Raw genomic sequence first — 12,318 nt, 5'->3', positions numbered from 1 at the left:
GTCCCGCCGGGCGCTCACCCGGGTCCGACGACGCTAGGCCGCCCCGCCCGGCCCGCGTCAGGGCGTTGACAGTCCCTGCTGATCGAGTAGCCCGCCGCAGCGGGCGTATCGAGATCGCCCCCGTCGGAAACGGGGTCTGCAGGACTGGGGTTCGGGCGGTCCTCTTGCGCCGTGTAGATGCTTCGCCCGCGTGCTGGCGCACGCAACGGGTTCCGGCGACGGGGGCAGGGACCGCCGGGACGGCTGATGAGCGTTCCGAGCTTCTGACGCGCCGCGTCCTCGGGAGTCCGGAGCCGGGTAGCGTGACCGCGTGACCGCCGTGTGGGACTCGATCGACATCGAGCGGCCGCTCGATGTCTCCGATGAGCCGCTCGGCACGAAGGAGAAGTTCTGGCTGGTCTCCGAGGGCGACCTGTGGCTGTTCAAACTGGCCCGTCAGCGCGGTGGAGTGACCCGGGGCGAGGACTGGGCGGAGTGGATCTCGTGCCACCTCGCGAAGGAGCTCTCGATTCCGTGCGCCGAGATCCGACCCGCTCGCGTGGGAGGACGGCGGGGCATCATGTCGCGCACTGTTGTCGAGAGAGAGCTCAGCCAGCAGCTCGAGCACGGCAACAGTCTGCTCGTGGAGAAGGACCGCTTCTACGAGCTGTCTCGAACGCGCTACAACGAGCGCTACACCGTACCCGCGGTGCACACCGCCCTGGACGGTGTCGACGCGCCGTCGACGTTCTCCGGGCCTGCCAACCTCTCGGGATTCGATGTCTGGGCGGGGTACCTGCTCTTCGACGCTTGGATCGCGGGACGAGACCGTCATCACGAGAACTGGGCGGTGATCAGCGGCAGAGGTCACAGCAGGCTGGCCCCGTCGTACGACCACGGCAACGCCCTCGGTTTCCAGGAGACGGATGCGAAGCGGCTGGCGTGCCTCGCCGACCCGCAGGCGCTCGACCGGTGGGCGCGACGGGGACGGAGCCACCACTTCGCGGACCGGCCCCTGCTCTCCGAGCTGGCACGAGAGGCGCTCAATCACGCGAGCCCCGCTGCGCGTGCTTTCTGGATCGAGCGGCTCGCGGCGGTGCGGCCGGATCAGGTGAGGGCGATCATCGCGGCGGTGCCCTCGGACCTGATGTCAGCGGCGTGCGCTAGTTTCACAGAAGAGTTGCTCGCGGCGAATCGGAGGAGGCTGCTCGATGACCTTGCTCACTGATCGACCGTCGGCCGCTGTCGAGCACTCGAGTCGCGAACTGCTTCTCATCTGGCAGAACCCGGGAACGCGGCGGTTCGTGAAGGCGGGTCTTCTGTCGGTCGCGGCCGAGGGCTATCGCTTCTGCTATGCGGAGGAGGCGAGAGCGGATCCGGAGTTCTTCCCGCTGGGCGAGTTCCCGCAGCTGGAGGGCGAGTACCGGTCGTCGTCCCTGCCGCCGTTCTTCGCCAACCGTGTCATGTCCTCGGCGAGGACCTCCTACGACGACTACCTCCGGTGGCTGGGCCTCGAGGCCGAGTCTCCGGATCTCCCTGTCGAGATCCTCGTCCGGACCGGCGCCTCGCGAGCGACCGACACCTTCCACGTCGTCGAGAAGCCGACGCGGGGCGCGCGGAGCTTCGTCAGTCGCTTCTTCGTCTCAGGTATCGGCCATGTGCCTACTTCTGCGGGCCCCGACGGAGCGCTCGGAACCGGCGATCGCGTGCTCCTCGAACAGGAGGGCGACAACGTCGTCAACGCGGACGCTCACCGCGTCGTGTCGCTGCGAGGCGTGCAGATCGGCTGGGTGCCGGACTGGCTCTGCGGAGAGGTCGCCGAGCTGGCGGACGCCGGATGGCGCTTCGAGGCGATCGCCGAGAAGGTCAGTCCTGAAGCGCCTTCACACGTGCGAGTCCTCTGTCGCGTGACGGCTCACCGCGACGCCTGAGAGCGGAGGCGCGGACCTGCCCTGGTGGGTCTCGATACGCCCCTCCGGGGCTCCTCGACCAGCATGCAGGTGGGCCGCGGACGGCGCTGATCGACCAGCAGGGGAGCGGGGTGCTCGACCGGCGGGGAGGGGGTGTGGTCGACTCGGGGAGGTGGCGCGCTGGGTGGCGGGTGCTCAGGAGGGGGAGCGGTGGCGGAGTCGAGGCGAGGCGGGGGTGCGCCGGGGACGGTGCTGCTGCTGCGGGGGGACGGGCGGTACGCCGATCCGTGGCATCCGTTCGGGGAGACAGCGGCGGCGCTCGCCGGGGTGCTGGCGGCGCGCGGGCTCGAGGTGGAGGTGCGCGGGGACGTGGACCGGGCGCTCGCCGAGCTCGGGGCGGGGCGGGTGGCGCTGCCGGGGCTGCTCGTCGTCGACGTCGGGCAGCCGCGGGACGGCGGGGCGAGTCCGCTGACCGAGGGGGCAGCGGCGCTCGCGCTGATCGACCGGGCGGCGGTGCCGGTGCTCGGCGTGCACGTCAGCTCGACGAGCTTCGGCGACTCGCCGGAGTGGGCGGCGCTGCTCGGCGGCCGCTGGGTGCGGGGGAGGACCATGCATCCGGAGTACGGAACCGCGCGCATCGCGATCGAGGTCGGGCATCCGATCACCGACGGGCTGGACGACGCCGACGGGCTGGACGACACCGGCGGGCTGGACGACACCGGCGGGCTGGACGACTTCGACGTGGAGGACGAGCGGTACTCGTGGCTCGAGGTCGCGCCGACCGCGCGGATCCTCGCGACGCACGAGCACGAGGGCGAGCGGCATCCGGTCGCCTGGGCGCTCATGCGCGAGGGCGGCGGCCGGACCGTGTACGACGCGCTCGGGCACGACGCGGCGTCCTACTCCTCGGCGGGGCACCTGCGGCTGCTCGGGCGGGCGCTGGACTGGCTCGGGGTCTGAGCCGACGAGCGGCGCCGCGCGCGCACGCGACGCCGCCTGGGCATCAGGCGAGGGCGGCGATCAGGCGATCGCGCCGTGCTTCTTCTCACCGGTGATGGTGCGGCGACGCCGAGGATGGTGTCGAGGTCGGAGCCCGCGGTGAAGGCCATGTCGGCTTCGGGCTCGCGGGTGTCCAGGGATCGCAAATGAGGAATCATCAATAGTCCCACAAGCTGTGGGACTGTTCGGTCGCAGCCCCGCTGACGTCGATCGCGGCGATGATGCGCCGCTCGTCGGGAAGCGCGAGGCGCTCAGCGCAAGAACGGCTCGTAGCCGGTCGGCAGCTCGATGTCGCGTCCAGTCATCCCGCAATTGTCCCGGACCGGCGACCCGGCACCGGCCTCCTCTGGGGTGGTGGACTCATATCGGAGGGACGGCAGGAGGAAGGGCGGCGCTGCGCAGGTGCGCGGCGCCGCCCCGGGTAGTCAGGCGATGGCGGCGATCAGGCGATCGCGGCGCGCAGCGCGGCGGCGGCAGCGCCGACGTCCGGCGCACCGTAGATGGCGCCGCCCGCGACGGCGACCACGGCGCCCGCGCGCTGCACGGACTCGATGGTGGCGGTGCTCACGCCGCCCGCGACCGAGAACGGGACGCCCGAGGCCTCGCCGTCGTGCAGCAGCGTCTCGAAGGTGAAGCCCTCCTCGGCCTGCTCGTCGAGGCCGGCGTGCATCTCGACGAACTCGGCGCCGAGGGCGACGACCTCGCGGGCGCGGGCGGCCTTGTCGGGGACGCCGATGAGGTCGACGACCACGCCCTTGCCGTGCTTCTTGCCGGCGGCGATCGCGCCGGCGATGGTGCTGTCGCCGGCGACGCCGAGGACGGTCACCAGGTCGGCTCCTGCTGTGAAGGCCATGTCGGCCTCGAGCTCGCCGGCGTCCATGGTCTTGAGGTCGGCGAAGACCGTCTTGTCGGGGTGCGCCTCCTTGATGGCGGTGATGGCCGAGAGGCCGGCGCTCTTGATCAGCGGGGTGCCGAGCTCGAGGATGTCGACGTGCGGGGCGGCCGCGGCGGCGAGCTCGAGGGCGGCGTCGGTGCTGAGGGTGTCCATGGCGAACTGGAGCTTCACGGGGTTCTTCTTCCTGTCGAGGTGGGGTGGTGGAGAGGGGGGGGGGGTGCGTCACTCGAGGTTTGCGTGGCGCGGCCAGAGCTCGTCCGCGCTCGCGCCGCCGCGCTTCCAGAGCGCGTGGAACAGCGCGTCGCCGGTGAGCACGACGACCTGCTCGAAGAGCCCGCCCGAGTACTGCGCCGAGGCGGCGCCCGAGCGGTCGAGCTTGTCGGCGGCCGGCACGATCACGACGGCGGCGGCCAGCTCGGCCAGCGGGGAGCCGGCGGCGGTGGTGATCGCGGCGACCCGCGCGCCGGCGTCGACGGCGGACTGCGCGGCGCGCACGATGCCGCCGGTGGTGCCGGAGCCGCTCGCGGTGAGCAGCACGTCGCCCTCGCGGATCGCGGGGGTGGTGACGTCGCCGACCACGTGCACGACGAGACCGAGGTGCATCAGCCGCATGGCTGTCATCCGCAGGGCGAGCCCGGAGCGGCCGGCGCCGTGCACGAAGACGCGCTCGGCGCCCGCGAGCAGCTCGGCGACCGGCTCGAGACGGTCGGTCGTGAGCGCGGCGGTCGCGGTGGACACCTCGGCGGTGATGGCGGCGAGGGCCTGCGCGGGGTCGGTGGTGGGGTCGTCGGATGCGGGCATGCGGCCAGCCTGCGCGCGAGGAGCCGCGCCCGCCGCCACCCGATGGGACGGGTGGGCCTACCCGATCGGGTGGGTCGGCGCACGGACGGGTAGTCCGGGTAGGTTCGAGGGATGGAGCCCGCCGAGATCTCGACCGCGACGCCCGCTGCGACGCCCGCCGAGCCGTCCGCCGCGACCCCCGCCGCAACCCCCGCCGAGACCCCCGCCTCGCGCGCGCTGCTGCAGCAGCACGCCCGCACCGTCGCCGAGCAGGCCGACCGGCACGCGGTCGCGCTGGAGTCGGTGCTCGCCGCCCTGCGCGCCGAGCGCCTCGACGACCGCGCGGCCCGCACCGTCGCGATCGACATCGCCGCGAACGCGCTGGTCGAGCTGCGCACCGCCTCCGACGAGCAGCGCAGCGCCATGCTCGAGCCCGTCGTCGGCGCCTTCGCGCGGCTGCGGCGCGACCTGAGCCCGCTGGTGCGGTTCGGCGACCTCGACGTGCAGTTCGTCGAGCCGCCGGCGACCGGCCGCGCCCTGCCCGGCGAGGTCGCGCACGCGGCCCGCGCGATCGTCCGCAGCGCCGTGCTGGCGTTCGTGGAGTCGGAGCAGACGCGGCGCGTGCGGATCCAGTGGGACTGCGACGGGCTGAATCTGCTGGTCGAGATCCGCGACGACGGCCGCGGCGAGCTGACCACCCGCGACGAGGCGCTGCGTCCGATCGCGGAGCGCGTGCGCGGGCTCGACGGCGACCTCTCGATCGCGTCGACCGCGGGCTGGGGCTCGACCCTGTCGATCCGTCTGCCGCTCGACCCGCCGGCGCAGCCGGACGGCCTCGACCTCGCCGACCTCAGCGCCCGCGAGCGCGAGGTGCTCAACCTGATCACGCTCGGCGCGAGCAATCAGCGGATCGCGGACGACCTCGGCATCAGCGGCAACACCGCGAAGTTCCACGTCTCCAACCTGCTGCGCAAGGCGGGCGCCCGCACGAGAGCCGAGCTCGCCGCCCTCGCCCGGTGACGCGCGCCGGCCGCGCAGGACCGTCGGCGGGTCAGCCGATCAGCTCGGCGACCGTGTAGCCGAAGAGGGCGCCGTCGGCGTCCCCCTCCTCGACGCCCGCGTAGACGAAGCCGAACGGGTTGTCGCCGCCGACGATGGCGTTGTAGACGCCGCGGACCTCGAAGCGGCCCGTCGCCGGGTCGACCGCGGCGTACCGGCCGGCGTCGCGGCGGAGGTCGACGCGCCCGGCGCTGACCTCGGAGAAGTTGAGGAACACCTTCGACGGCAGTGGGCCGCGCGAGATCGTGACGACACCGGTGATCACCGGGAACTCGACCCGGTCGCCGACCCGCGTGCCGCGGTACTGCACCGGGACGAAGGCGATGGTGCCGGTGATCGGGCCGCGGCCGGCCTCGGTGGAGGCGGCGGCGGCCGGCGTGGCGATCGCGACGGCGATCACGGGGACCGACCAGGCGGCGCCGGAGAGCACGGAGCGGCGGGGCAGGGTGGGCAGGGTGGTGCGCAGGCGGGTGTCGTTCATCAGGGTGTCCTAGGGGTGAGGAGCGCGGGCCCGGGCGCTCCGCGAGGAGGGCCGGGACGGCGCCGGGTGGAGGAGCGGCGGGGCAGCGCCGCACGCGTGAGGTGCGCCGCTCGGGATGCCCGTGCCGCTCGGTCGTCGTCGCGACGGCAGCTTCGGGTTGCCGGTCGCGACACCCGACCCTCTCACACCCTCCATGCATATGCATAGACCCTCCCCGACAATCGTCGGGTTCCGACCCATCCTGCTGTCGACGCCGGGTGTCGACACACCCCTGCGGGGCTGCTCGACCAGCACGGCCGCGCAGGCGAGTGGACCCGGAACGGGGTCCGGCCAAAGCGCGGGCCCCGATGCGCGTCCACTCGCGCGAGTCGGCCCTCGTGAGTGGACGCGAACGGGGGTCTGCTCGCGGCTCGGACCCCATCGCGGGTCCGTCGGCGGAAGCACCTGCTGATCGAGTGGGCGCGCAGCGGGCCCCCTGCTGATCGAGGTGCCCGCGGGGCGGGCTCCGTGCTGATCGAGTAGGCCGCGCAGCGGCCGTATCGAGATCCCGTCCGCAGTCCCACGACGCAGAAGTTGCGGTAGTCGAGAGCGACTACCGCAACTTCTGAGGGATTGGTGGGGGAGGGGAGGGAGGAGCGTCAGCGGGTGCGGTGCAGGGTCTTCGATGCGAGGCCGGCGATCGCCGCGCCGAGCACGGGGGCCAGGAGGAAGACCCAGACCTGGCCGAGGGCGTCGGGGCCGGCGAAGACCGCCGCGGCGATCGAGCGGGCCGGGTTCACGGAGGTGTTGCTGATCGGGATGCTGATCAGGTGCACGAGGGTCAGGGTGAGGCCGATCGCGAGCGGGGCGACGGACTTGTACTCGCTCTTCGAGGTGACGGAGAGGATCACGCCGACGAAGACGGCCGTCAGCACGACCTCGGCGAGGATCACGGCGCCGAGTCCGAAGCCGCCGGGGGAGGCGGCGCCGAAGCCGTTCGAGGCGAAGCCGGACTCGCGGGCGGCGTCGAAGTAGCCGGCCGGGCCGTCGGCGGCGATCAGCGCGACGACTCCGGCGCCGGCGACGCCGCCGACGATCTGGGCGACGATGTAGCCGGGGATGTGCCGCCACTCCGTCCGCCCGGCGAGGGCGAAGCCGATCGAGACGGCCGGGTTGAAGTGGCCGCCCGAGATGTGGCCGACGGCGTAGATCCCGGCGACCAGCGTGAGGCCGAACGCGAGCGCGACGCCGAGGAAGCCGACGCCGAGCGCGTTGCCGTCGTCCGGGAACGCCGAGGCGAAGATCGCGGTGCCCACGCCTCCCGCGACGAGGAGGAACGTGCCGAACGCCTCGGACGCGTAGCGCGCGCCGGCGGAGTACTGCTCGGCGTGCTCCTTCCGCTGCTCGCTGGTCGTGCGGCTGGCGGGCGTGGATGACGGCATGGGGGTTCCTCCGCGGGTCGTGGACGGCCCCGCGGCGCGCGAGGGCAACGGCCACTCCAGCACCCGCGGGCCCCTGCCGCTCCGCCCGCCCAGTCCCCTCCCGGCCGCGCGCCTCCGGAGGCGCCCTGCGCGGCCAACCGCTGCTCGCTCAGCGGCCACCCCCCCCTGGCAGCCACCCTTCTGCACTCGGGTGGATCTCGATACGCCCGCTGCGCGGGCTACTCGATCAGCATCGGCGAGCGAGCCCGCCCTGCCCCCGCCGCATGCCGGTCGAGCAGCCCCGGAGGGGCGTATCGAGACCCGCCCTCCGAACAACGGTGGATCTCGATGCGTCCGCCGCGCGGGCTGCTCGATCAGCATGAGCCGGCGAGCCCGCCCCCTTCCCGCTGCATGCTCATCGAGCGGCCCCGCCCCGGCCCCGCATGCCGGTCGAGTAGCCGCGCAGCGGCGTATCGAGACCCGCCCTCCGAGCTCCGGCACGCGGAACGACCTCCGGCTCGTCGTTCCGCCCCGTTTCCGCGTGCCGAGGCGCGTTCCCCGTGCCCGAGGTGGCCCGGCCGCCCGCCCCCGACGGGCGGCTCCCGCACAACATCAGCTGAGAGTGACCGCCGTCCCCCCAGGAGCGATGGCGCCCACTCTCAGCTGATGTTGTGCGCGCACCGCCGGCTCTCACCGCCGGCCACACCGGATGCACCTCTAAAGAGAGCGCTCTCACAAAAGTCTTGACCTCTGCGCGACCCGCTCCGTATGCTCGCCTCACACCCCGTGAGAGCGCTCTCACACACGACAGCACAGCACGTGAGAGCGCCCCCCGGAGTGCCCTGACACCCATCACGAAGGAGTGACCGTGCTCGAATCACGACGCGCCAGGATCGCCACGGCGATCGCCGGCGCCGCCACCCTCGCCCTGCTCGTCTCCGGATGCTCGTCCGGATCCGGCGCGGCCGAGGACGGGGAGATCGAACTGACCGTGACCACGTTCGGCGCCATGGGGTTCGACGACCTCTACGCCGAGTACGAGGAGGCCCACCCGGGCGTCACGATCGTCCCGAACAACATCGACACCGGCGGCAACGCGCGGACCGACGCGTTCACCAAGCTCGCCGCGGGCTCCGGCCTCTCCGACGTCGTCGCGATCGAGGAGGGCTGGCTCGGCTCGATCATGGAGGTCTCCGACCAGTTCGTCGACCTGCGCGACCACGGCATCGAGGACCGCAAGGCCGACTGGGTCGACTGGAAGTACGAGCAGGCCGTCGACCCCGACGGCCGCGTCATCGGCTACGGCACCGACATCGGCCCCGAGGGCCTCTGCTACAGCACCGCCGCCTTCGAGGCCGCGGGCCTGCCCACCGATCGGGCCGCCGTCGCGGAGCTGCTCGGCGGCGCCGACGCGACCTGGGAGGACTACCTCGCCGCCGGCAAGCAGTACCACGACGCCACCGGCAAGGCCTGGTACGACCAGTCCGGCTTCGTCTGGAACGCCATGGTCAACCAGCTCCCCGAGGGGTACTACACCGCCGACGGCGAGCTGAACATCGACGGCAACGCCGAGCTGCAGGAGCGCTGGGGCTGGATCACCGACGGCGCCGCCTCCGGACTCTCCGCCGCCCAGAAGGCCTGGGACTGGAACAAGGGCAAGTCGTTCAACGACGGCACCTTCGCGACCTTCGTCTGCCCGGGCTGGATGCTCGGCCAGGTGAAGGCGCAGGTCGAGGCCGGCGGCGGCGACCCCGAGGCCACCGGCTGGGACTTCGCCGACGTCTTCCCCGGCGGCGCGGCCAACTGGGGCGGCTCGTTCCTCTCCGTGCCCACGCAGTCGAAGCACCCCGCTGAGGCCGCGGAGCTCGCCTCGTGGCTGAGCGAGCCGGAGCAGCAGATCGCCGCGTTCGACGCGACCGGTCCGTTCCCGAGCACCGTCGCCGCCCAGGAGGAGCTCGCCTCCGCCGCCGCGCCCGACCCGGCGCTGAACGGCGCCCCGACCGGCGCGATCCTCGCCGAGCGCGCCCAGGGCGTCGTCGCCCAGTACAAGGGCCCGGACGACTCGCTGATCCAGGAGAACGTCTTCGGACCGGTCCTGCAGAAGGTCGACCGCGGCGAGCTCGACGGCGACAAGGGCTGGGACGAGGCGCTCTCGCTCCTCGACGAGCTGGTCGACTGACCCGCTCCCCTCAGTCGGGGCTCCCGTCCGGTGCAGGCCGGGCGGGAGCCCCTCCCCTCCTTCCCACGAACGAGTCCCACGACACGAGCGACCGACGAGAGCGACCCATGACGAGCACCCTGACCCCGCCGACCGCGCCGCCTCCCGGCCGCCGCCCCGCGCCCCGCCTGCCACTCACCGCGCGCCAGCGGATGAGCCGCTTCGACGTCAAGGCGTCGCCGTACCTCTACATCTCGCCGTTCTTCCTGCTGTTCGCGATCACGGGAGCCTTCCCGCTCGTCTACACGCTGGTGGTCTCGCTCTACGACTGGCAGCTGCTGCAGGGCCAGGGCGACTTCGTCGGGCTCGGCAACTTCGCCGCGGTGCTCGGCGACCGCTTCTTCTGGAACTCGATCGGCAACACGCTGAGCATCTTCCTGCTCTCCACGATCCCGCAGCTCGCCGTCGCCCTGGTGCTCGCCGCGGTGCTCGACCAGTCGCTGCGCGCCCGCACCTTCTGGCGGATGAGCGTGCTGCTGCCCTACGTCGTGTCGCCCGTCGCCGTGGCCCTGATCTTCTCGAGCATCTTCGGCGACCAGGAGGGCCTCGCGAACAACCTGCTCGGCCTGGTCGGCATCGCCCCGATCGACTGGACGAACGACCGCCTCGCCAGCCACATCGCGATCGCCTCGATGGTCAACTGGCGCTGGACCGGCTACAACGCCCTCATCCTCCTCGCCGCGATGCAGGCCGTGCCGCGCGATCTGCACGAGTCGGCCGCGCTGGACGGGGCGGGCTCGTTCCGCCGGTTCACCTCGATCACGATCCCCAGCATCCGCCCGACCCTGATCTTCGTGATCATCACCGCCACCATCGGCGGACTGCAGATCTTCGCCGAGCCGCGCCTCTTCGACGTCTCGAACGCGGGCGGCATCGGCGGCTCGGACCGCCAGTTCCAGACCACCGTCCTCTACCTCTGGGAGATGGCGTTCTTCCGCCAGAACTTCGGCGAGGCGGCGGCGGTCGCCTGGCTGCTCTTCCTCCTGATCGTGCTGATCGGACTGGTGAACTTCGCGATCTCGCGGCGGATCGCCTCCGTCGAGAACCGGGTCGCCTCGCGCCGGCGCCGGCCGCTGACGACCGGCGCCGAGAAGAAGGAGAGTGCCCGATGACCGCCACGGTCCCCACCCTGCCCGCCACCGCGCCCGTCGCGGACGAGCCCGCGCGCCGCCCCGGGCGTTCGCGCTCCTCGGGAGCCGGCCGCGTCGACCGCCCCGGCTTCCTCACCTACGGCCTGCTCAGCGCCTTCATCCTCGGCTCGACCTACCCGCTGTGGTGGTCGTTCGTGGTGGCCAGCGGGAGCAACGCGACCCGCGGCGAGACGCTGCCGCTGATCCCGGGCGGCAACTTCCTGGCCAACGCGGCGCAGGTGTTCACGGCGATCCCGTTCTGGACGGCGCTGCTGAACAGCGTGATCGTCTCGGGCGTCATCACGCTCTCGGTCGTCTCGTTCTCGACGCTGGCCGGCTACGCCTTCGCGAAGCTGCGCTTCCGCGGGCGGGACGGACTGATGATCACCGTGATCGCGACCATGGCGATCCCGACCCAGCTGGGCATCATCCCGCTGTTCATCCTGATGCGGCAGCTCGGCTGGACCGGCACCCTCGGCGCCGTCATCGTGCCGACCCTGGTGACCGCCTTCGGCGTGTTCTTCATGCGGCAGTACCTCGTCGACGTGATCCCGGACGAGCTGATCGAGGCGGCGCGGGTCGACGGAGCGAACCAGTTCCGCACCTTCCTGACCGTCGCCGTCCCGGCCGCGCGCCCCGCGATGGCGATCCTCGCGCTGTTCACGTTCATGATGGCGTGGACCGACTTCCTCTGGCCGCTGATCGTGCTGAGCCCGACGAACCCGACGCTGCAGACCGCGCTGTCGCAGCTGCAGTCCGGCTACTACGTCGACTACTCGATCGTGCTGGCCGGCGCGGTGCTCTCGATCATCCCGCTGCTGGTGCTGTTCGTGCTGGCCGGCAAGCAGCTGATCGCCGGCATCATGGGCGGCGCCGTCAAGGGCTGAGCGGCGGCGCGTCCGCGGGCCGGCCGCATCGTTGCGGCGCGCGGAAACAGCTCCGGCACGGGGAATCGGTGGATTCCCGCGTGCCGGAGCTGTTCTCGCGTGCCGGAGGTGGTCGGGGTGGACGTTCGGCTCGCGATTCCACCTCGGGCTCGTGGAATCGGCCGGTTCCCGCGTGCCGGGGCGGAGGTTCGGCTCGTGATTTCGAGTCGGGCTCGTGGAATCGGTCGGTTTTCGCGTGCCGGAGCTGTTTCGGCGTGCCGGAGGTGGTGGGGGTGGAGCTTCGGCTCGTGGTTCCGCGTCGGGCTCGTGGAATCGGCCGGTTTCCTCGTGCCGGAGCTGTTTCGGCGTGCCGGAGGTGGTGGGGGTGGAGGTTCGGCTCGTGATTCCGCGTCGGGCTCGTGGAATCGGCCGGTTTCCGCGTGCCGGAGCTGTTTCCGCGTGCCGGAGGTGGCGGGGCGGAGGTTCGGCTCGTGATTTCGAGTCGGGCTCGTGGAATCGGTGGATTCCCGCGTGCCGGAGCTGTTCTCGCGTGCCGGAGGTGGTGGGGGTGGAGCTTCGGCTCGTGATTCCGCGTCGGGCT

11 protein-coding genes are annotated in these 12,318 nt (G+C 72.2%); 7 read left to right on the top strand and 4 right to left on the bottom strand.

Annotated features, from left to right (window positions below):
* Positions 1-310: 310 nt before the first annotated feature.
* The 3 genes from HQQ82_RS13170 (at position 311) to HQQ82_RS13160 (ending at position 2,849) form a co-directional block, all read left to right on the top strand.
* Positions 311-1,207 carry a HipA domain-containing protein gene (locus HQQ82_RS13170; protein WP_173233930.1) on the top strand — a complete coding sequence of 299 codons (897 nt, stop codon included), beginning with the start codon at positions 311-313 and terminating at the stop codon, positions 1,205-1,207.
* Positions 1,208-1,283: 76 nt separating this feature from the next.
* On the top strand, positions 1,284-1,910 hold the full coding sequence (locus HQQ82_RS13165; protein ID WP_173233928.1) for an HIRAN domain-containing protein: 627 nt from the start codon (positions 1,284-1,286) through the stop codon (positions 1,908-1,910).
* A gap of 189 nt (positions 1,911-2,099) precedes the next feature.
* Entirely contained in the window at positions 2,100-2,849 is a 750-nt protein-coding gene (locus HQQ82_RS13160; protein ID WP_367947961.1) for a ThuA domain-containing protein, read from the top strand.
* A 481-nt stretch (positions 2,850-3,330) separates the two neighbouring features.
* On the opposite strand, the gene hxlA is transcribed toward HQQ82_RS13160, so the two are convergent.
* Both hxlA and hxlB read right to left on the bottom strand, forming a co-directional pair.
* Positions 3,331-3,954: a 3-hexulose-6-phosphate synthase gene (gene hxlA, locus HQQ82_RS13155; RefSeq protein ID WP_173233926.1), complete on the bottom strand. Its 624-nt coding sequence runs from the start codon at positions 3,952-3,954 to the stop codon at positions 3,331-3,333.
* A gap of 51 nt (positions 3,955-4,005) precedes the next feature.
* Complete coding sequence (gene hxlB / locus HQQ82_RS13150; RefSeq protein ID WP_173233925.1) at positions 4,006-4,584, bottom strand: 6-phospho-3-hexuloisomerase; 579 nt, start codon at positions 4,582-4,584, stop codon at positions 4,006-4,008.
* A 111-nt stretch (positions 4,585-4,695) separates the two neighbouring features.
* Between hxlB and HQQ82_RS13145 the strand changes: the two genes are divergently transcribed.
* The gene (locus HQQ82_RS13145; protein WP_173233923.1) at positions 4,696-5,583 is read left to right on the top strand and encodes a LuxR C-terminal-related transcriptional regulator; all 888 of its coding nucleotides are present in this window, start codon (positions 4,696-4,698) and stop codon (positions 5,581-5,583) included.
* 31 nt (positions 5,584-5,614) lie between these two features.
* Here HQQ82_RS13145 and HQQ82_RS19580 read toward each other — a convergent pair whose 3' ends face one another.
* On the bottom strand, positions 5,615-6,103 hold the full coding sequence (locus tag HQQ82_RS19580) for a hypothetical protein (RefSeq protein ID WP_216848603.1): 489 nt from the start codon (positions 6,101-6,103) through the stop codon (positions 5,615-5,617).
* A gap of 638 nt (positions 6,104-6,741) precedes the next feature.
* Positions 6,742-7,524 (bottom strand): aquaporin Z, encoded by a 783-nt coding sequence (aqpZ, locus tag HQQ82_RS13135; RefSeq protein WP_173233921.1) that lies wholly within the window; start codon positions 7,522-7,524, stop codon positions 6,742-6,744.
* An 847-nt stretch (positions 7,525-8,371) separates the two neighbouring features.
* Here aqpZ and HQQ82_RS13130 point away from each other — a divergent pair.
* The 3 genes from HQQ82_RS13130 (at position 8,372) to HQQ82_RS13120 (ending at position 11,738) form a co-directional block, all read left to right on the top strand.
* The gene (locus HQQ82_RS13130) at positions 8,372-9,682 is read left to right on the top strand and encodes an extracellular solute-binding protein (RefSeq protein WP_173233919.1); all 1,311 of its coding nucleotides are present in this window, start codon (positions 8,372-8,374) and stop codon (positions 9,680-9,682) included.
* A 107-nt stretch (positions 9,683-9,789) separates the two neighbouring features.
* On the top strand, positions 9,790-10,833 hold the full coding sequence (locus tag HQQ82_RS13125) for a carbohydrate ABC transporter permease (RefSeq protein WP_173233918.1): 1,044 nt from the start codon (positions 9,790-9,792) through the stop codon (positions 10,831-10,833).
* Positions 10,830-11,738, top strand: a complete 909-nt coding sequence (locus HQQ82_RS13120) for a carbohydrate ABC transporter permease (protein ID WP_173233916.1) — start codon at positions 10,830-10,832, stop codon at positions 11,736-11,738. The genes HQQ82_RS13125 and HQQ82_RS13120 overlap by 4 nt, the downstream gene beginning before the upstream one ends.
* Positions 11,739-12,318 lie beyond the last annotated feature (580 nt).

This window comes from Rathayibacter sp. VKM Ac-2856 (genome assembly GCF_013205055.1).
GTDB lineage: Bacteria > Actinomycetota > Actinomycetes > Actinomycetales > Microbacteriaceae > Rathayibacter.
Note: the sequence above shows the minus strand (reverse complement) of the source record. Positions and strands in the feature narration are given on the sequence as shown.

Excerpts from the sequence above, each read along its gene's own strand:
- hxlB (WP_173233925.1), bottom strand. The coding sequence starts at position 4,584 with ATGCCCGCATCCGACGACCCCACCACCGACCCCGCGCAGGCCCTCGCC.
- HQQ82_RS13145 (WP_173233923.1), top strand. The coding sequence starts at position 4,696 with ATGGAGCCCGCCGAGATCTCGACCGCGACGCCCGCTGCGACGCCCGCC.
- HQQ82_RS19580 (WP_216848603.1), bottom strand. The coding sequence starts at position 6,103 with ATGAACGACACCCGCCTGCGCACCACCCTGCCCACCCTGCCCCGCCGC.
- aqpZ (WP_173233921.1), bottom strand. The coding sequence starts at position 7,524 with ATGCCGTCATCCACGCCCGCCAGCCGCACGACCAGCGAGCAGCGGAAG.
- HQQ82_RS13125 (WP_173233918.1), top strand. The coding sequence starts at position 9,790 with ATGACGAGCACCCTGACCCCGCCGACCGCGCCGCCTCCCGGCCGCCGC.
- HQQ82_RS13120 (WP_173233916.1), top strand. The coding sequence starts at position 10,830 with ATGACCGCCACGGTCCCCACCCTGCCCGCCACCGCGCCCGTCGCGGAC.